The organism is Geodermatophilus sp. URMC 65, from assembly GCF_053502545.1.
Map to the genome: position 1 here is coordinate 1,026,663 of NZ_CP199954.1, position 18,070 is coordinate 1,044,732.

The 18,070-nt window shown below is 74.1% G+C and carries 19 protein-coding genes; 4 read left to right on the top strand and 15 right to left on the bottom strand.

The window, feature by feature from the left end; genetic code table 11:
• Positions 1-34: 34 nt before the first annotated feature.
• The 3 genes from ACWIX7_RS04750 to ACWIX7_RS04760 all read right to left on the bottom strand — a co-directional run bounded on the left by ACWIX7_RS04750 (position 35) and on the right by ACWIX7_RS04760 (position 3,238).
• Positions 35-616 carry a hypothetical protein gene (locus tag ACWIX7_RS04750; RefSeq protein WP_448620413.1) on the bottom strand — a complete coding sequence of 194 codons (582 nt, stop codon included), beginning with the start codon at positions 614-616 and terminating at the stop codon, positions 35-37.
• Positions 613-2,499, bottom strand: coding sequence for a DNA primase (gene dnaG, locus ACWIX7_RS04755; protein WP_448620414.1), 1,887 nt, complete (start codon positions 2,497-2,499; stop codon positions 613-615). The genes ACWIX7_RS04750 and dnaG overlap by 4 nt, the downstream gene beginning before the upstream one ends.
• Before the next feature lie 148 nt (positions 2,500-2,647).
• Positions 2,648-3,238, bottom strand: a complete 591-nt coding sequence (locus ACWIX7_RS04760) for a TetR/AcrR family transcriptional regulator (RefSeq protein WP_448620415.1) — start codon at positions 3,236-3,238, stop codon at positions 2,648-2,650.
• 120 nt (positions 3,239-3,358) lie between these two features.
• Here ACWIX7_RS04760 and ACWIX7_RS04765 point away from each other — a divergent pair, with 120 nt between their 5' ends.
• Together ACWIX7_RS04765 and ACWIX7_RS04770 are read left to right on the top strand one after the other, a co-directional pair.
• A complete protein-coding gene (locus tag ACWIX7_RS04765) occupies positions 3,359-4,237 on the top strand; it encodes a carbon-nitrogen hydrolase family protein (protein ID WP_448620416.1) in 879 nt (292 codons plus the stop codon).
• Between the two features lie 77 nt (positions 4,238-4,314).
• Positions 4,315-5,655, top strand: coding sequence for an APC family permease (locus ACWIX7_RS04770; RefSeq protein ID WP_448620417.1), 1,341 nt, complete (start codon positions 4,315-4,317; stop codon positions 5,653-5,655).
• A gap of 66 nt (positions 5,656-5,721) precedes the next feature.
• Here ACWIX7_RS04770 and ACWIX7_RS04775 read toward each other — a convergent pair whose 3' ends face one another.
• From ACWIX7_RS04775 to dusB, 5 genes are all read right to left on the bottom strand, one after another.
• Positions 5,722-6,204, bottom strand: coding sequence for a hypothetical protein (locus tag ACWIX7_RS04775; protein ID WP_448620418.1), 483 nt, complete (start codon positions 6,202-6,204; stop codon positions 5,722-5,724).
• Positions 6,201-6,830 carry a YdcF family protein gene (locus tag ACWIX7_RS04780; protein WP_448620419.1) on the bottom strand — a complete coding sequence of 210 codons (630 nt, stop codon included), beginning with the start codon at positions 6,828-6,830 and terminating at the stop codon, positions 6,201-6,203. The genes ACWIX7_RS04775 and ACWIX7_RS04780 overlap by 4 nt, the downstream gene beginning before the upstream one ends.
• Positions 6,831-7,017: 187 nt before the next feature.
• A complete protein-coding gene (gene ppdK, locus ACWIX7_RS04785; RefSeq protein ID WP_448620420.1) occupies positions 7,018-9,729 on the bottom strand; it encodes a pyruvate, phosphate dikinase in 2,712 nt (903 codons plus the stop codon).
• Between the two features lie 291 nt (positions 9,730-10,020).
• Positions 10,021-10,467, bottom strand: a complete 447-nt coding sequence (locus ACWIX7_RS04790; RefSeq protein ID WP_448620421.1) for a hypothetical protein — start codon at positions 10,465-10,467, stop codon at positions 10,021-10,023.
• A 202-nt stretch (positions 10,468-10,669) separates the two neighbouring features.
• The gene (gene dusB / locus ACWIX7_RS04795; protein ID WP_448620422.1) at positions 10,670-11,842 is read right to left on the bottom strand and encodes a tRNA dihydrouridine synthase DusB; all 1,173 of its coding nucleotides are present in this window, start codon (positions 11,840-11,842) and stop codon (positions 10,670-10,672) included.
• A 56-nt stretch (positions 11,843-11,898) separates the two neighbouring features.
• Between dusB and ACWIX7_RS04800 the strand changes: the two genes are divergently transcribed.
• A complete protein-coding gene (locus ACWIX7_RS04800) occupies positions 11,899-12,549 on the top strand; it encodes a class I SAM-dependent methyltransferase (RefSeq protein ID WP_448620423.1) in 651 nt (216 codons plus the stop codon).
• Between the two features lie 51 nt (positions 12,550-12,600).
• Here the strand turns inward: ACWIX7_RS04800 and vapC are convergent, their stop codons facing one another.
• The 3 genes from vapC to ACWIX7_RS04815 form a co-directional block, all read right to left on the bottom strand.
• Positions 12,601-13,005 carry a type II toxin-antitoxin system VapC family toxin gene (gene vapC / locus ACWIX7_RS04805; protein WP_448620424.1) on the bottom strand — a complete coding sequence of 135 codons (405 nt, stop codon included), beginning with the start codon at positions 13,003-13,005 and terminating at the stop codon, positions 12,601-12,603.
• On the bottom strand, positions 13,002-13,232 hold the full coding sequence (locus ACWIX7_RS04810; RefSeq protein ID WP_448620425.1) for a type II toxin-antitoxin system VapB family antitoxin: 231 nt from the start codon (positions 13,230-13,232) through the stop codon (positions 13,002-13,004). Before ACWIX7_RS04810 ends, vapC begins: the two co-directional genes overlap by 4 nt.
• A gap of 83 nt (positions 13,233-13,315) precedes the next feature.
• A complete protein-coding gene (locus ACWIX7_RS04815) occupies positions 13,316-14,284 on the bottom strand; it encodes a helix-turn-helix transcriptional regulator (protein ID WP_448620426.1) in 969 nt (322 codons plus the stop codon).
• Between the two features lie 61 nt (positions 14,285-14,345).
• Here ACWIX7_RS04815 and ACWIX7_RS04820 point away from each other — a divergent pair, with 61 nt between their 5' ends.
• Positions 14,346-14,921 carry a DinB family protein gene (locus ACWIX7_RS04820; protein WP_448620427.1) on the top strand — a complete coding sequence of 192 codons (576 nt, stop codon included), beginning with the start codon at positions 14,346-14,348 and terminating at the stop codon, positions 14,919-14,921.
• A gap of 41 nt (positions 14,922-14,962) precedes the next feature.
• Here ACWIX7_RS04820 and ACWIX7_RS04825 read toward each other — a convergent pair whose 3' ends face one another.
• From ACWIX7_RS04825 to ACWIX7_RS04840, 4 genes are all read right to left on the bottom strand, one after another.
• On the bottom strand, positions 14,963-16,366 hold the full coding sequence (locus tag ACWIX7_RS04825) for a glycine--tRNA ligase (protein ID WP_448620428.1): 1,404 nt from the start codon (positions 16,364-16,366) through the stop codon (positions 14,963-14,965).
• Positions 16,367-16,529: 163 nt separating this feature from the next.
• Positions 16,530-16,976: a hypothetical protein gene (locus tag ACWIX7_RS04830; RefSeq protein ID WP_448620429.1), complete on the bottom strand. Its 447-nt coding sequence runs from the start codon at positions 16,974-16,976 to the stop codon at positions 16,530-16,532.
• A 60-nt stretch (positions 16,977-17,036) separates the two neighbouring features.
• Positions 17,037-17,321 carry an antibiotic biosynthesis monooxygenase family protein gene (locus ACWIX7_RS04835; protein WP_448620430.1) on the bottom strand — a complete coding sequence of 95 codons (285 nt, stop codon included), beginning with the start codon at positions 17,319-17,321 and terminating at the stop codon, positions 17,037-17,039.
• A complete protein-coding gene (locus ACWIX7_RS04840) occupies positions 17,318-18,070 on the bottom strand; it encodes an isoprenyl transferase (RefSeq protein ID WP_448620431.1) in 753 nt (250 codons plus the stop codon). Before ACWIX7_RS04840 ends, ACWIX7_RS04835 begins: the two co-directional genes overlap by 4 nt.

The following is an 18,070-nucleotide window of genomic DNA, read 5'->3' on the forward strand; positions in this document are numbered from 1 at the left end:
GGTAGGCCCCCTGCCGGGGCGGTCGCGGCCGGCTTCAGTCCGGCTGGTCGGCCGCGACCGCCTCGGCCAGCTTCTGCCGGGCGACCTCGCGCGCGGTGGGGTCGTTGCGGTCGGCGTCGTCGTCGAAGACGACGGTCCACTCCCGCTCCGCCTGACCGGGCAGCCGCCGGGCGACGAGCACGACCCCTCCCCCGCCGGGCAGCGGGGCACGCCGGCTGGCGACGACCGTCTGGTCCACCCGCCGGCGGACGACGGGCGGCAGGCCCCCCGCGTCGGCCAGCGCGTGCCGCTCCACCGGCAGCCGCGCCTGCACCCCGGGCTCGACCTCGGTCAGCGGCGTCACCTCGAAGCGACCGCCGCCGTCGCCGGTGGCCGTCCACCGCGCGGTGCCGACCTCGTGCCACGGCAGGACGCCGACCTCGCCGGCCTGCGGCAGCGCCAGGTCGGCCGGCACCCGGCGCAGCCCGCGGGACGTCGCGACCAGCCAGCCCTCGTCGCGCACGAGCGTCCCCCAGGCCAGCAACTGCTCATCGGGGTCGGACGAGGCCAGCACCACCGCGCGGACGAGTTCCGGCGGCCGGGTGAACCGCTGACGCACGCGGTCGAGCAGGTTCACGCGCCCAGCCCACCCATCGCGCGCTTGCGCAGCGAGATCGCCTGCTGCTCCAGCGCCATGAGCTGGCCGAACGCCTTCATGTACTCGTCGCCGGCCTCGACCGGGTTCATCCGCTGCAGCCGGCCCTTGAGCGCGGCCACCTGGCGGACGGTGTGCATCTCCTCCAGCCGGGCCAGCACCGCGTTGACGTAGCCGGCGTCGGCCTCGCCGACCGAGCGCACCGGCTCGACGGCCAGCGCGGTCAGCAGCGCGGTCGCGCTCTCCCGGGTGCAGTGGGCGGCGACCTCGTCCAGCCAGGCCGGGCCGGTGACGCGGGTGGCGGCCGCTCCGCCGGCCCCTGCGACAGCGGCGGCGACGGCCGCGTAGTCGGGGTCGGTGTAGGCCTCGACCGGGATGGCGTCGAACGACGGGCCGGCCAGCTCCGGCGCCTGCAGCGCGGCCTTGAGCGCTTCGCGCTCGACCTCGACCGCGACGTCGTCCGGGCTCTTCCTCGGCGTCCGCGGCCGGCCGCGCGCGGGTTGGCCGCCGCCGTCCCCGGTGAGCCGGCGGACCCGCTCCTGGACCTCGGTCTCGTCGGTGTTGCCGATCATCCCGGCCAGCTGGCGGGCGTAGGCCGGGCGCAGCGCGTGGTCCTTGATCTGGGCGACCAGCGGCACGGTCTTCTCCAGCGCGGCCACCCGGCCCTCGACGGTGTCGAGGTCGTAGCCGGCCAGCGTGGTCTTCAGGACGAACGCGATCAGCGGCGTCCGGCGGCCCACCAGGTCGCGGACGGCGGCGTCGCCGTGCGCCTGCCGCAGCTCGCACGGGTCGCGGCCGTCGGGCTCCACGGCGACGAAGGTCTGGCCGACGAAGCGCTGGTCCTCGGCGAAGGTCTTCATCGCCGCGGCCTGCCCGGCGGCGTCGCCGTCGAAGGTGTAGATGACCTCGCCGCGGAACTCGTCCTGGTCCATGAGGAGCCGGCGGAGCACGCCGATGTGCTCGGGGCCGAACGCGGTGCCGCAGGAGGCGACGGCGGTGGTGACGCCGGCCAGGTGGCAGGCCATGACGTCGGTGTAGCCCTCGACGACGACGGCCTGGTGCCGGCGGGCGATGTCCCGCTTGGCCCGGTCGATGCCGTAGAGCACGCTGCTCTTCTTGTAGAGCGGCGTCTCCGGGGTGTTGAGGTACTTGGGGCCCTGGTCGTCGTCCATCAGCTTGCGGGCGCCGAAGCCGATGACGTCGCCGGTGATGTCCTTGATCGGCCAGACCAGCCGGCGGTGGAAGCGGTCGATGAGCGTGCCGCGGCTGGACTCCTTGGCCAGCCCCGCCGTCACCAGCTCCTGCTGCGTGAAGCCGTTGCCGCGCAGGTGGCGGGTCAGCGTGTCCCAGCCGCCGGGGGCGAAGCCGCAGCCGAAGTCCAGCGCCACCTGCCGGTCGAAGCCGCGGTCGGCGAGGAACTGCCGGGCCGGCGCGGCCTCCGGGCTGCCCAGCTGCTCGGCGTAGAAGGCCGCCGCCGCCGTGTTGGCCGCGACCAACCGGGCCCGCTGCCCGGCCTGCGAGCGGTCCGGGGCGCCGGTGGGCCGGCCGCCGTCGTCCTCGTAGTGCAGCTCGACGCCGGCCCGCCCGGCCAGCAGCTCGACCGCCTCGGTGAACGACAGGTGGTCCATCTCCTGCACGAAGCGGATGACGTCACCGCCCACGCCGCAGCCGAAGCAGTGGTAGAGCCCGCGGCTGGGCGTGACGTGGAAGGACGGCGACTTCTCGTCGTGGAACGGGCAGAGCCCCTTGAGGCTGCCGCCGCCGGCCCGCTTGAGCTGCAGGTGGTCGCCGATGACCTCGTCGATCCGCGACCGCTCGCGGACCAGGGCGATGTCCGCCGCTCGGATGCGTCCCCGGCCGGCCATGAGCCCCCTCCGTCGTGCTGCTGCCGGGACGCCCGTGCGCGCCCCGCACCGATCATCCACCGTCGGGAGGACGGGAGCGGCGGACTCCCCGGGCGGCGCACCCGTTCCCCACCTGCTGCCGCCGGGGCAGCGAGGCCGGATCGGTGGGCTACAGCCCCGCGACCACCCGCGCGTGCTCCAGGAGACGCCGCTCGACGCTCTCGGGGGTCTCCGCACCGGTGAGGACGAGGATGCCGAAACCGTCCTCGAGGGCCACGAACCCGCGGGCGAGGTCGGCCGCGTCGCCGGTCAGGCGGAGCTCGCCGGAGCGGGCGCCGTCGGCCAGCACGCCCTCGTAGAGCGCGGCCTGGCGGTCGAAGAACTCGCCGTACAGGGCGGCGCCGCGGGGGTGGCGGACGACGACCGGCATCAGCTCGTAGAGGACCTGGCTGGCACCGGCGGGCTCCCCGGGGTACGGGACCCCCGAGGCGATGCAGGCGCGCAGCCGGTCGCGGACACCGCCGGCGCGGGCGACCCGCTCCTCGCGGCCGTCGCAGTAGTGCCCAGTGCCCTGCCCGAAGACCTCGGTCAGCAGCTCCTCCACGTCGGCGTAGTAGTAGAGGACCGACCCGGGGGTCAGCCCCGCCTGCTCGGCGACGTCCTTCAACCGCAGCCCGGCCACGCCGCGGTCGAGCAGCGCGCGGGAGGCGGCCTCGATCAGCTCGGCGCGGCGGAGCGTCTGGTTCTTCACGCGGGCCACACCCGGGATCCTGCCAGCGGTCGAGCCGGGACTTGACAGCCGTCACATCATTCCTTGACTCTTCTTCAAGGAATCCGGGACGGCGAGGACGCGACCGGACCACCACCCCCGAGGAGCGACATGTCCCGACCCCTCCCGCTCGCGCTCGTCCAGGCGGCCGGCCGCGAGCCCGGTGACCTCAAGGGCTTCGCCGAGCACGTCGAGCAGGTGGCCCGCACGTACCCGCAGTCGCGCCTGCTGGTCTACCCCGAGCTGCACCTGGCCGGGGACGACCTCGACCCCCGCCGGACCGAGCAGCAGGTCGCCGACTCCGCCGAGCCGCTGGACGGCCCCCGGCACGAGTTCCTCGCCCAGCTCGCGGGCGACCTGGGGGTCTGGCTGGTCCCCGGCAGCGTCAGCGAGCTGGGCGAGGACGGGCGGATCTACAACACCGCGCTCGTCTACTCCCCCGAGGGCCGGCGGGCCGCCGCGTACCGCAAGATCTTCCCCTGGCGACCGTACGAGACCTGCAGCTCCGGCCGCGAGTTCGTCGTGTTCGAGATGCCCGGCCACGGCCGGGTCGGGCTGTCGGTCTGCTACGACGCCTGGTTCCCCGAGCACACCCGCCAGCTGGCCTGGCTGGGGGCCGAACTGGTGCTGAACCTGGTGAAGACCCCGACCGCTGACCGCGCCCAGGAGACGGTCATCGCGCGGGCCAACGCGATCGTCAACCAGGTGTTCGTGGCGAGCGTGAACGCCGGGACGCCGTCCGGCCTGGGCCGCAGTCTGCTGGTCGACCCCGAGGGTCGTGTCCGGGTGGAGGCGGTCAGCGAGCTGCCCTCCGTCCTGACCGACGTGATCGACCTCGACGCCGTGACGACCGTCCGCCGCTTCGGCACCGCCGGCCTCAACCGCGTGTGGGACCAGTACCAGCACGGCCACGACGAGGGTCCCGTGCCGCTGCCCGTGTACGGCGGCCGGATCGACCCCGCGACCTGGCGCGGCAGCACCTCCGCCTGACCCCCTCGACTCCCCCGCCGCACCGGTCCGACCGGGCGGCGCGGTCGGACCTGACCACTCATCCCCGGGAGCCCGTCATGCCCCCTGCCCAGCCCTCCCTCGTGCCCCAGCTGCGCCTGCCCTCGGTGGTGCTCTTCGGCGTGGCCTACATGGCACCGATGGTCGTGCTGACGACCTTCGGCATCGTCGCCGCCGCCAGCGCCGGGACGACGCCGACGGCGTACGTCCTCGCGACGGTCGCGATGCTGTTCACCGCCCTGAGCTACGGGAAGATGGCCCGCACCTTCCCGGTCTCGGGCTCGGCCTACACGTACGTGCGCAAGCTCGTCGACTCCCGGGCCGGCTTCCTGGTCGGGTGGGCGATCCTGCTCGACTACTTCTTCCTGCCGATGGTCATCTGGCTCATCGGCGCGTCCTTCCTGCAGGCCCAGTTCCCCTCCGTGCCGTTCTGGATCTGGGTGGTCGGGCAGATCCTCGTGACCACCGGGATCAACGTGCTCGGGGTCCGGCTGGCCGACGTCGCCAACTACCTGCTGATGGCCTTCACCATGCTCGTCCTGGTGGCGTTCGTCGTGCTCTCCCTGCAGCACGGGGACGGCGGATCGGCCACGGCCCCGCTGTGGAACTCGGCGACGACGATCGGCGGCATCGCCTCCGGCGCGGCGATCGCCGCCTACTCCTTCCTCGGCTTCGACGCGGTCACCACGCTCACCGAGGAGACCCACGACCCGACCCGGACCATCCCCCGCGCGATCGTGCTGACCGCGCTGACCGGTGGCCTCATCTTCATCGCGGTCGGCTACGTGACCCAGCTGGTGCACCCGGGCGGCACCTTCGCCGACGAGTCCTCGGCCGCCTTCGACATCGCCACCAGGATCGGCGGCGACCTGTTCGCCTCGCTGCTGGTCGCCGGCGTCGTCATCGGCGGCATCGCCTCGGGGCTGGCCGCGCAGTCCAGCGTCAGCCGGCTGATGTACGCCATGGGCCGCGACGGCGTGCTGCCGCGGCGGGTGTTCGGCTATCTGCACCCGCGGTTCCGCACCCCGGTGGTGAACCTGGCGCTCAGCGGCGTGGTCGGCCTGCTGGCCCTGGAGTTCTCGCTGTCGACCTCGACGTCGTTCATCAACTTCGGCGCGTTCACCGCGTTCACGATGGTCAACGTCTGCGTGCTGTCCCACTTCCTGCGGCAGCGGCGGGCCGGCGAGTCGCTCGACCCGCTGACGTTCGTCGTCGTCCCCCTGGTCGGGGCCGCGGTCAACGTGTGGCTGCTGACCCGGTTGGACGGCCACGCGCTGTGGCTCGGCCTGTCGTGGCTGGGGCTCGGCGTCGTCTGGCTGCTGGTGCTCACCCGTGGCCTGCGCGTGGCGCCGCCCGAGCTGCGCCTGGAGGAGGCGCCCAGGGCCGAGGTGCCCGTGTGAGGCGCTGACGACCGACGAGCGGGGGCCGGCCCGGCTGGGCGGGCCCCCGCTCGTGCCTCAGCCAGCTCACGCCGCGGCGGCCTGCGCGCGCCGGTCGACCACGAGCTGCACCCACAGCAGGAAGACCTGGGCGTGCAGGGGCAGCGGGACGTCGGCGCTCAGGGTCTGCCGCGGGGACCAGCCACCCGTGCTCCCGCCGACGGCCACCTGCCGGCCGCCGTCGGTGTAGCGCAGGCTGCTGCGCCAGAACGACGCCCGCGCCGCCTGGAGCACCAGCCCCTCGAGGTCGACGTCCCACGTGCCGCGCCACCACGACGTCCGGCGGGCGCGAAGCCGCGCCGCCCCCGCCGGGTCGGCCGGCCACCGGCCGACCAGCTCCCGCCCGTCCTTCGCGAGCACCCACTCGCGGTCCTCGACGACGGCCGTGGCCGCCTCCTTCCAGTGGGCGATCCGCAGCGTGGCGACGACGACACCGTCGCGCAGCACCGGGCGCACGCCCTTCCCGACGCCGGCGCCACCGGTCCTGCCCAGCTCGAGCACGTGCCTCACCCGATCCCCGGGGCGCCGGCGATGCTCTCGCCGGTCGCGCGGTAGAGCAGGTAGGCAGCCGTCTCGCGGAGGATGTAGCGGAACTGCGTCGTGCGGGTCTGCACCGCCGGGCCCTGCCGGGTCGGCGAGCTGTCGGCGGTGATGCCGGCGTCCTCGGCCATCCGCTCGGCGCGCATCGCGTGCCACGGGTCGGTCACCAGCACCGCCGAGTCCCAGCCGCGCTCGTCGAACGCGGTGCCGACGGCCCGCATGCTCTCCAGCGTGTCGACGCCCTCCTCGACGGCCAGCAGCGCGTCCTCCGGCACGCCGGCCTCGGTCAGGTAGGCGCGCCCGGACGCCGCCTCGGTGAACTGGTCGCCGTCGGCCTTGCCGCCGACGGTCACCACCACCGGCGCGACGCCGGCCTCGTAGAGCTGCAGCGCGTGCTCCAGCCGCGCCTCGAAGATGGACGACGGGACGCCGTTGTACTGCGCCGACCCGAGCACCACGATCGCGTCGGAGGGCGGCTTCGAGTCCTGCCGCGCCGTCCACCAGATCGCCGTCGCGGTGGAGACGACCAGCAGGACGACGGCGAGCACGAGGGCGCCCACGACCCGGCCCACCAGGCTCCCCGCGCGCACGCCCATCCGTCATGGGTACCACGCGCGGCTGTCGGTCCGGAGGCGGTGCGACAGGCGTGCCGGACCACCTCCGCGAGCCGGCCCCGGTGCAGGGGCCCTCCGCCTGAGCCTGCGAGAGAAGGGACCTCCCCGCCCCCACCGCTCGCAGGCTCGCGGCGGGCCCCTGCGGGGAGGCCGGAGCTGGGGTCCCCTCTCAGGAGCCGGCGCGCTCCGCCCCCAGCACGGCGCGGCCGGCCTCGAGCCGGGCGACCGGCACGCGGAACGGCGAGCAGGACACGTAGTCCAGCCCCACCTCGTGGAAGAAGTGCACCGAGTCCGGGTCGCCGCCGTGCTCGCCGCAGACGCCGAGCTTGAGCTCCGGCCGCGCCGCCCGGCCCTCCTCGACGGCGATCTCGACCAGCCGGCCGACGCCGGGCCGGTCCAGCGACTCGAACGGCGAGACGCCGAAGATGCCCTTGTCCAGGTAGGCGTGGAAGAACGCGGCCTCGACGTCGTCCCGTGAGAAGCCCCAGGTCATCTGGGTGAGGTCGTTGGTGCCGAAGGAGAAGAACGCGGCCGACCGGGCGATCTCGGCGGCGGTGAGCGCCGCGCGGGGTACCTCGATCATCGTGCCGATGAGGACCTCGAGCTCGACGCCGCACTCCTCGAACACCTGGCTGAGCACCTGCTCGGACTCCTCGCGGATCGCCTCCAGCTCCTGCACCGCCCCGACCAGCGGGATCATGATCTCCGGCCGCGGATCGCCGCCGGCCCGCTTGCGCTCGCAGGCCGCCTCGGCGATCGCCCGCACCTGCATGGCGAACAGCCCCTTGACCACCAGGCCCAGCCGCACGCCGCGCAGGCCGAGCATCGGGTTCTGCTCGTGCAGCCGGCGGACGGCGGCCAGCAGCCGCAGGTTGGCCTCGTCCGGGTGCCCCTGGGCCTCGGCGACCGCGACCCGCACCGAGAGGTCGGTGAGGTCGGGCAGGAACTCGTGCAGCGGCGGGTCGAGCAGCCGCACGGTCACCGGCAGCCCGTCCATCGCCTCGAAGATCTCGAGGAAGTCCTGCTCCTGCAGCGGCGCCAGCGCGTCGAGGGCGGTCTGCTTGCCCTCGTCGTCCTCGGCGAGGATCAGCTTCTCCACCAGCTGCCGCCGGTCGCCGAGGAACATGTGCTCGGTCCGGCACAGGCCGATGCCGCGGGCGCCGAAGCGCCGGGCGCGGGCGGAGTCCTCGGGGGTGTCGGCGTTGGTGCGCACGTCCAGCCGCCGCACCTCGTCGGCGTGGGCGAGGATCCGGTGCACGCTGCGCACGAGGTCGTCTGCCTCGGCGGAGTCCGGGTCGATCTCGCCCTCGAAGTAGCGGACGACGGCGGAGGCCTCGACCGGCACCTCGCCCAGCCACACCCTGCCGGTGGAGCCGTCGATCGAGATGACGTCGCCCTCCTCGACGACCGTCCCGCCGGGCGCGGTGAAGCGGCGGTTCTTCGTGTCGACCTGCAGCTCCTCCGCGCCGCAGACGCAGGTCTTGCCCATGCCGCGGGCGACGACGGCGGCGTGCGAGGTCTTGCCGCCGCGGCTGGTGAGCACGCCCTCGGCGGCGATCATCCCGGAGAGGTCGTCGGGGTTGGTCTCCCGCCGGACGAGGACCACCTTCTCGCCCCGCTCGGCCCACTGGACGGCGGTCTCCGAGGAGAACACCGCCCTGCCGACGGCGGCGCCGGGCGAGGCGTTCATGCCCTGGGTGAGCTGGGTGGCGTCCCCGCCGGAGACGAACCGCGGGAACATCAGCTGGGCCAGCTGGTCGCCGGTGACCCGCCGGACCGCCTCGTCCATGTCGATGAGGCCCTCGTCGACCAGCTGGGTGGCGATCCGGAAGGCGGCCGCCGCCGTCCGCTTGCCGACGCGGGTCTGCAGCATCCAGAGCTTGTTGCGCTCGACGGTGAACTCGATGTCGCACAGGTCGCGGTAGTGCGACTCGAGGGTGCTCATGGTCGACAGCAGCTCGCGGTAGGCGCCCTCGTCGATCCGCTCCAGCTCGGGCAGCGGCACGGTGTTGCGGATGCCGGCGACGACGTCCTCGCCCTGCGCGTTCTGCAGGTAGTCGCCGTACACGCCCTGCTCGCCGGTGCCGGGGTCGCGGGTGAAGGCGACGCCGGTGCCGGAGTCCATGCCCAGGTTGCCGAAGACCATGGCGACGACGTTGACCGCGGTGCCGGCGTCGCTGGGGATGCGCTCGCGGCGGCGGTAGAGGATGGCCCGCTCGGAGTTCCACGAGTCGAAGACGGCGTTGATCGCGAGGTCGAGCTGCTCGCGCGGGTCCTGCGGGAAGTCGCGGCCGCACTGCTCGCGGACGATGGCCTTGAACCGGCCGACGACGTCCTCGAGGTGCTCGGCGTCGAGGTCCAGGTCGGACTCGGTGCCCTGCTCGCGCTTGGCCTCGTCGAGGGCGTGCTCGAACAGCTCGCCGTCGATGTCGAGGACGGTCTTGCCGAACATCTGGATGAGCCGGCGGTAGGAGTCCCAGGCGAAGCGCTCGCTGCCGGACTGGGCGGCCAGCCCGCGGACCGACTCGTCGTTGAGGCCGACGTTGAGGACGGTCTCCATCATCCCGGGCATCGACGCGGCGGCGCCGGAGCGCACGGACACCAGCAGCGGGTCCGTCGGGTCGCCGAGGGTCTTGCCCATCGCCTTCTCCAGCGCCGTCAGGTGCTCGGTCACCTGGTCGGCCAGCTCCGGCGGGGTGCTGCCGTGCTCGAGGTAGAAGCGGCAGGCGTCGGTGGTGATGGTGAACCCGGGGGGCACCGGCAGCCCGAGGTTGGTCATCTCGGCCAGGTTGGCGCCCTTGCCGCCCAGCAGGTCCTTCTGGTCCTTGTTGCCCTCGCTGAAGTCGTAGACCCACGTGGCCGTCCCGGTACCGCTGCCCACCGTGCACCTCCGCGCTCGTCCGCCGGCTGGTCACTGCCTGCCGGGGACGGCGTCCCGGGGTCGCCCGTCGCCGCACCGGCGAGCCCGCTCCCGAGCCGCTGTGGCAGGTAGACGTCTCATACGTCATCTCAGGACCAGACAGTGATCGTGGACCACCGGTCGGGGAGACGCCAGCCCTCCGGACGGCGGCCCCCTTCAGGGTCCCGCCGCGAGCCTGGTGACGGACTGGAACGGCCACCCTTCAGGGACCCACGCCGAGCCTGCGAGGCGTGGGGGAAGGGTGGTCCTTCTTCAGGCGGCCGAGGTCCCGCAGACGCGGGGGCCCTGCTGGCTGACGACGGTGAGGGTGGAGGTGCTGCCGTCGCTCCAGGCGACCTCGACCCGCTGCACCGGTGCGCCGTCCACCTCGTCGGCGGTCGTGCCGGTGACCTCACCGGTGCCGCCGGGGGCGTACTCGGTGGGCACCGCCTGCGGCGCCAGCCGCGCCTGCTCCTCCGCGCAGAGCAGCCCGTAGGCCGTCTCGAGGTCGTCCTGGGCGAGCGCGGCGAGGAAGACCCCGGAGACCTCGCGGGCCTGCTCCTCCGGGCTGCCCTTCACCAGCGGCAGGCCGACGGCCATGCCGACGGCGACGGCGACGGTCCCGCCGATCACCGCGAGGATCAGCGCCCGTGCGGGGCGGGGGGTGCCGGTGTGCAGCGGCGCCGGGTCGTCGTCGTAGAGGTAGGGGCCTGTGCTCACGGCTCGACTCCGGTCTCGATCCGCTCCTCGCTCGACGCAACCAGTCGCCGCCGCGCTCGCTCCGCTGCTCGCTCGCTGGCGCTCGCTGCGATGCCCACTCGCCGTCGGCTCCGGGCATCTCGCTGCGATGCTCCCTCGCCCGTCGTCCTCGCGGAACCCATGGCTCGACCCCGGTCCGTGCGCCCGCTCCACCCGTCGACGCTCATCCGCCGCTCACCAGCAGTTCGGCGCCGGCCGGCGGCCGGGGGTCGTCGCGGTCGGCCAGCCAGCCCTCGGGCAGCGCGACCGGCCGCGGCGGGGTGGTGCGTCCACGCGGACCGCCGAGCACCGCCGTCGGGTAGGGCTGGTCGGGGATGCCGGCCAGCAGCTCGGCCAGCTCGTCCAGCGAGCTGACCATCGCCAGCGCGCGGCGGACGTCGGAGCCGACGGAGAACCCCTTGAGGTACCAGGCGACGTGTTTGCGGAAGTCGGTGCAGCCGTGCAGCTCGCCCTGCTCCTCGGACAGCAGCGCGGCGTGCCGGTGCATCACCGCGGCCACCTCGCGCAGCGTCGGCAGCGCGCGGCGGGTCCGCCCGGCGAAGGCGGCCGCGAGGTCACCGAACAGCCACGGCCGGCCCAGGCAGCCGCGGCCGATGACGACGCCGGCGCAGCCGGTCCCGGCGACCATCCGCAGCGCGTCATCGGCCTCCCAGATGTCGCCGTTGCCGAGCACCGGGATGTCGACGGCCTCGACCAGCCGGGCGATCGGGGCCCAGTCGGCCGTGCCGCTGTAGAGCTGGTCGGCGGTGCGCCCGTGCAGGGTGATCGCCGCCGCGCCCTCGTCCTGGGCGATCCGCCCGGCGTCGAGGTAGGTGACGTGGTCGGCGTCGATGCCGATGCGGGTCTTCACCGTGACCGGGACGTCGCCGGCGGCGCGGACGGCGGCCCGCACGATGTCGCGGAGGAGCACCCGCCGCCACGGCAGCGCCGAGCCGCCGCCCTTGCGGGTCACCTTGGGCACCGGGCAGCCGAAGTTCAGGTCGACGTGCGCCGGGCGGGTGCCGGCCACGCCCTCGTCGACGAGCATCTCCACCGCGCGGCCGACGGTGGCCGGGTCGACGCCGTACAGCTGGACGGAGAAGGCGTCCGCCTCGTCGGGGGTCGCGCGGACCATCTGCAGCGTCTTCTCGTTGCGCTCGACCAGCGCCCGCGTGGTGATCATCTCGCAGACGTAGAGCCCGGCGCCGAACTCGCGGCACAGCGTGCGGAAGGCCGGGTTGGTGATGCCGGCCATCGGGGCGAGCACCACGGCGGGGTCGACGGTGAGCGCGCCCAGGCGCAGCGGAGCCGGGCCCGTCACGGGGGACGACGGCCGCTCGAGGACGCTGCTGCTCACGATCTCCAGGGTAGGTGGCGAGGCACGTCACCCGGCGCTCGACAGGAGGGTGCCCCGTGCGGGGGACCGACTGGGACCACAACGGCTGGTACCACCGCCTGCTCCTCGCCCGGGTCCCCCCGGACGCCACCCGCGTGCTGGACGTCGGCTGTGGCGCCGGGACGCTGGCCCGCCGGCTCGCCTCGCGGGTCCACCACGTCGACGCGGTCGACCGCTCTCCGGCGATGGTGGCCGCTGCCGCACGCGCGGCCCCGCCCAACCTGACGCTGCACCTGGCCGACCTGCGGACGGCGGACCTGCCCGCCGGGCACTACGACGCCGTCGTGAGCTCCGCCCTGCTCCACCACCTGCCGCTGTCCGACGTCCTGCCGCGGATGGCCCGCTGGGTGCGCCCTGGAGGCGTGCTCGCCGCGGTGGCCCTCCCCCGCGCCGACCTGCCCCACGAGCTGGGGGTGGAGCTGGCGGCGGCGGTGACGCATCACGCCCTGGGGCTGGGGTTCGCCGCGCTGCGGCCGCTCACCGGGGCGGACCTGTTCCGGTCCGAGGCCACGCACGCCGCCATGCCGGTGGCCGCGCCCGACCTCACCGTCCGGCAGGTCCGCGCCGAGGCCACCCGTCTCCTGCCCGGCGTCCGGGTGCGGCGGCTGCTGTTCTGGCGGTACCTGCTCCTCTGGCGCAGGCCCGCCGCGTACCTCCCCGCTCCGTGACGGCCCGGCAGCGGCTCGCCGCGCTGGTCCTCGGCTCGGAGCTGGGCAGCGTCAGGCTGCCGGGTCCACCACGCGCAGGTCCGTGTGGGCGGCCAGCACGGTGAAGTCGCGGTCCCGGTGGAGCACCGGGACGCCGTGCCGCAGTGCGACGGCCGCGACGAGGCAGTCGTTGAGCGACCGGGGCGTCTCACCCGCTCGCCGGCACGCGCGGTACAGGGCAGCCGCGTGCTCGGCGTCCACCGGTGACTGCTGGCGGAGCAGCTCTGCGCCGGCCAGGAAGCGGCGGAGTCGCGCCGCGCGCTCCTCGTCCGTCGTGCCGGCCAGCACCTCGAGCAGCACCACGTCGGTCGTCGCCGCCCGCTGCTCGCCGATGAGCTGCTCCAGCAGCTCGAGTTCGGGGCCGCCGGAGTCGCGGAGATAGGCGATCCACACCGAGGAGTCGACGAGGACGCTCACCCCTCGCCCCACTGAGCGGCCACCTCAGCACCCTCGCCGCTCCGGATCCCCTCGAGGTCCGCATCCCACCCGCTGCCCCGCATCGCGTGCATCTCCTGCGTCGTCATCGGGACGACCGAGACCTGGCGGAGGGCGAAGTCGACGGCCTCCTTCTTCGTCGACAACCCGTAGCGGCGCATGACACCGGCGACGAGATCGTCGTCGATGTCGATGTTCGTCCGGCTCACCCCCACACCATACACACGGAGGTGTACGCGATACACCTCTCAACGGCGCGTGCCGGGCTCGGCCGCCGCCTGTGGACCCCGCTTCAGCGCAGCCCGTCGGGCTCGGCGGACGCCGCGGCGGCGAGCAGCCCCGCTGCCACCCGGCACCGTTCGCGGAGCTCCGGCGGTTCCAGCACGGTGAACGGCGTGGCCAGCAGGAGGAGGTGGGCGACGATCACCTCGAGGTGGTCGGCTCCGGTGAGCAGCAGGCACCGCTCGTCGTCCAGGGCCTCCACGACGGCGGCCGTGGCCGGCACCTGCGCGGCGACCACGTCGGCCGGTGCCTGCAGGACGACGCGGGCCCGCCACCGGTAGGGCCCCGCGGCCGTCCCCTCGCTGACGTACCTAGCGGCGTCGGGCGGGTCCGCGGGACGGGACCGCACGCCGGTGGGCAGCGGCTCGGCCAGCCGGTCGACCCGGAAGCTGCGCCAGTCGTCGCGGTCCAGGTCGTGGGCGACGAGGTACCAGCGGCGGCCGGTGCACACCAGGCGGTACGGCTCCACGTGCCGCCGGGTGCCGGTCCCGTCGCGGTCCGTGTAGGAGAAGCGCAGCCGCTCACCGTCACGGCAGGCAAGGGCCAGCACGCCGAGCAGCCCTGCGTCGACGGCGGGCCCGCCGGCCGGCAACGACACCGTGGCCGACTGCAGCGCGACCGCCCGGCGGCGGAGGCGGGCGGGCAGGACCTGCTCGACCGCCGAGGTCGCGCGCACCGCGGCCTCCTCGGCGTCGCCGACCGCGTCGGAGGCCGCCAGGTGCAGCGCGACGGCGACGGTCACGGCGGCCTCGTCGTCCAGCAGCAGGGGCGGCAGGTCGGTGCCCGGGCCGAGCACGTAGCCGCCGGCGGGACCAGGTGCGGCGTCCACCCGGTAGCCGAGCTCGCGCAGCCGCTCCACGTCGCGGCGCACCGTGCGGGCGGTGACCCCGAGCCGGGCCGCGAGGTCCTCACCGCGCCAGCTGCGGGCCGAGGTCAGGAGCGCCAGCAGCCGCAGCACCCGGACGGTCTGGTCGGCCACGGCGACATGATGGCCGACGATGCGGACCGGACCTGACCGCATCCGTCCCTAGCGTCCAGCCATGGAGACGACACGGACGACGACGGTGGACTGGACCTCCGAGCTGGTCGAGCAGCTGGACCTGCACTGGCGCACGCAGCTGCGGCCGCGGCTGGAGGGACTCACCGACGAGGAGTACCGGTGGGAGCCGGTCCGCGGCGCCTGGAACGTCCGCCCGCGCGGCACCGGCTCGGCGCCGATCCAGGCGGGACGGGGCGACTTCACGATCGACTTCGCGCTGCCCGAGCCCGACCCGGCACCGGTCACCACCATCGCCTGGCGGATCGGGCACCTGGTCGTCGGCGTCCTCGGCGCCCGGGCGGCCGGCCACTTCGGCGCACCACCGGTGGACTACGACAGCCACGAGTACCCCGGCGACGCGGCCACCGCGCTGGCCCAGCTCGACGCGACCCACGCCGCCTGGACCGCCGGCGTCCGCGGTCTCGCCGAGGAGGGCCTGCGGCGGCCGTGCGGACCGGCCGAGGGCCCCTGGGCCGACTCGCCCATGGCCACGCTCGTCCTGCACGTCAACCGCGAGGTCCTGCACCACGGCGCCGAGATCGCGCTGCTCCGCGACCTGTACCGCTGGCGCGACTGAGGGTCGGGCGGCCGTCCCCACGGGACGGCCGCCCGGATTCCTCAGCAGACGGGCAGGCGGGTCTTCAGGTAGGTCTCGACCTGGTCCAGGCCGATCCGCTCCTGGCTCATCGAGTCGCGCTCGCGCACGGTCACCGCGTCGTCCTCGAGGGTGTCGAAGTCGACGGTGAGGCAGAACGGCGTCCCGATCTCGTCCTGCCGGCGGTAGCGGCGGCCGATCGCGCCGGCGTCGTCGAAGTCGACGTTCCAGTTCTGCCGCAGCCGAGCGGCCAGGTCACGGGCCTTCGGCGAGAGGTCGGCGTTGCGCGACAGCGGCAGGACGGCGGCCTTGACCGGCGCCAGCCGCGGGTCCAGCCGCAGCACGGTGCGGGTGTCGACGCCGCCCTTGGCGTTGGGCGCCTCGTCCTCGGTGTAGGCCTCGATGAGGAAGGCCATCAGCGAACGGGTCAGGCCGGCTGCCGGCTCGATGACGTACGGCGTCCAGCGGGTGTTGCTGCCCTGGTCGAAGTAGGTGAGGTCGGCGCCGGAGTGCTCCGAGTGCGTCTTCAGGTCGAAGTCGGTGCGGTTGGCGATGCCCTCGAGCTCACCCCACTCCGAGCCCTGGAACCCGAAGCGGTACTCGATGTCGACGGTGCGCGTCGAGTAGTGGGAGAGCTTCTCCTTGGGGTGCTCGTAGTGCCGCAGGTTCTCCGGGGAGATGCCCAGGTCGGTGTACCAGCGGGTGCGCTCGTCGATCCAGTACTGGTGCCACTGCTCGTCGGTGCCGGGCTCGACGAAGAACTCCATCTCCATCTGCTCGAACTCGCGCGTGCGGAAGATGAAGTTGCCGGGGGTGATCTCGTTGCGGAAGGACTTGCCGATCTGGCCGATGCCGAACGGCGGCTTCTTCCGGGCCGCGCCCATCACGTTGGCGAAGTTCACGAAGATGCCCTGCGCGGTCTCCGGGCGCAGGTAGTGCAGGCCGGACTCGTCCTCGACCGGGCCGAGGTACGTCTTGAGCATCATGTTGAAGTCGCGCGGCTCGGTCCACGCGCCCTTCGTGCCGCAGTTCGGGCAGGTGATGTCGGCCAGGCCGTTCTCCGGCGCCCGGCCCTTGCGCGCCTCGAAGTCCTCCTCCAGGTGGTCGGCCCGGAACCGCTTGTGGCAGTTCTGGCACTCGGTCAGCGGGTCGGTGAAGACGCCGACGTGCCCGGAGGCCACCCACACCTGGCGCGGCAGGATCACCGAGGAGTCCAGGCCGACGATGTCGTCACGGCCCTGGACGACGGTGCGCCACCACTGCCGCTTGATGTTCTCCTTGAGCTCGGTGCCCAGGGGTCCGTAGTCCCAGGCGGAGCGGGTGCCGCCGTAGATCTCGCCCGAGGGGAAGACGAACCCCCGGCGCTTGCAGAGGTTCACCACCTTGTCGAGACGTGCGGAGTCGTGCTTGGCGGTGCTGTCGCTCACGGCGAGGGGCTCCATCCGGCTGGCGGTCGGCGGTTGACCCGTCCACGGTAGTTGCCGCCGCTCGCCTGCTCCCCCGCCGCCCGGCCGGGCATCCCGGCGCGAGCCGCAGGTCCTCCGCTGCGGTACCTCGCCCCCTGCCCACGGTGCGGGGCAGCGGTGGAGGTCAGCGCGGGGCCGCCCCGCCGGACCACCCGACGGAGTCGCCGGCCGCCTGCAGCTGCGCACCCAGGAACTGGACGTCGCCCTCCAGCGTCGCGCCCCGCCACAGCATGACCAGCAGGACCGCGCCGAGCACGAGGAGCACGAGCGCGACGGCGAGGATCCACGGCCAGGTGCGCCGGCGTCGTCTCGGCTTGGGCTTCGGCCCCACGGCGACGCCGGTCCGCAGCGTGCCGTCGAGTTCCAGCGTGCGCTCCGGGTCCCTGGGCGCCGGGCCGTCGAGGTGGACGGTCGGCTCGTCGTGGCGCACGGGAGGCGTCGTGAGCTCACCCGCCGCGAGCTGGGCCCGCACCGCGCGACCGGGCACCGGCGGCGGTTCGACCCGCACGGTGGGGTCCGCGGACGGCGGCGGTGCCGCCGACCCGGCGTCGTTCCGCGTGGGCTCGCTCATCGTGCCTCTCCGTGCTCGGGGACCCGGCCTGCACAGGGGGATGCCCACGCGGGCGTGGGATCACCCCTGGGGCAGGTACACGCCCGGCTCGTCCAGCGCGTACACCCACACCGGCGCCCCGGCGAGCTTGACCTCGGCCGCCGACAGCGCCCGGCGGTAAGCGCCGACGCCGTCCCACCGGGTGACCAGCGCCCACAGCCCGTCGTCGTCGGTGCAGCGGCCGAGCTCGCCGTCCCGGAAGCCGGGACGGACGGCGAGCGCGGCCAGCAGGACGTCGACGGCGGCACCGAGACTCTCGACGTCGTCCTCCGGCACCCGCAGCCGGGTCACCGCGAACATCGTCATGCGGTTCCGAAGCGGCGCTGGCGGGAGGCGTACTCCTCGCACGCCGCCCACAGGTGCCGGCGGTCGAAGTCCGGCCAGAGCGTGTCGAGGAAGACGAACTCGGCGTAGGCCGACTGCCACAGCAGGAAGTTGCTGGTGCGGTTCTCCCCCGAGCTGCGCACGAACAGGTCGACGTCGGGCATGTCCGGCTCGTCGAGGAACCGGGCGACGGTGTCCTCGTCGACCTTGCCGGGGTCGAGCCGGCCGGCGGCGACCTCGCGGGCGATGGCCGCGGCGGCGTCGGCGATCTCGGCCCGGCCGCCGTAGTTGACGCACATGGTCAGCGTGAGGACGTCGTTGTCCCGGGTCAGCTCCTCGGCGACCTCGAGCTCCTTGATGACGCTGCGCCACAGCCGCGGACGGCGGCCGGCCCAGCGCACCCGCACCCCGAGCTCGTGCATCTCGTCGCGGCGGCGGCGGATGACGTCGCGGTTGAAGCCCATGAGGAAGCGGACCTCCTCGGGGCTGCGCCGCCAGTTCTCGGTGGAGAACGCGTAGGCGCTGATCGCCTTGACGCCCAGCTCGATGGCGCCCTCGACGCAGTCGAACAGCGAGGACTCCCCCGCCTCGTGCCCGGCGGTGCGCGGCAGCCCGCGCTGCTTGGCCCAGCGGCCGTTGCCGTCCATCACGATGGCGACGTGGCCGGGCACCCGGTCCGGCGGCAGCTGCGGGGGTCGGACGCCCGAGGGATGCGGGTTCGGGGCCTTCAC

Excerpts from the sequence above, each read along its gene's own strand:
- dnaG (WP_448620414.1), bottom strand. The coding sequence starts at position 2,499 with ATGGCCGGCCGGGGACGCATCCGAGCGGCGGACATCGCCCTGGTCCGC.
- ACWIX7_RS04765 (WP_448620416.1), top strand. The coding sequence starts at position 3,359 with ATGTCCCGACCCCTCCCGCTCGCGCTCGTCCAGGCGGCCGGCCGCGAG.
- ACWIX7_RS04770 (WP_448620417.1), top strand. The coding sequence starts at position 4,315 with ATGCCCCCTGCCCAGCCCTCCCTCGTGCCCCAGCTGCGCCTGCCCTCG.
- ACWIX7_RS04780 (WP_448620419.1), bottom strand. The coding sequence starts at position 6,830 with ATGGGCGTGCGCGCGGGGAGCCTGGTGGGCCGGGTCGTGGGCGCCCTC.
- ACWIX7_RS04820 (WP_448620427.1), top strand. The coding sequence starts at position 14,346 with ATGGAGACGACACGGACGACGACGGTGGACTGGACCTCCGAGCTGGTC.
- ACWIX7_RS04830 (WP_448620429.1), bottom strand. The coding sequence starts at position 16,976 with ATGAGCGAGCCCACGCGGAACGACGCCGGGTCGGCGGCACCGCCGCCG.
- ACWIX7_RS04835 (WP_448620430.1), bottom strand. The coding sequence starts at position 17,321 with ATGACGATGTTCGCGGTGACCCGGCTGCGGGTGCCGGAGGACGACGTC.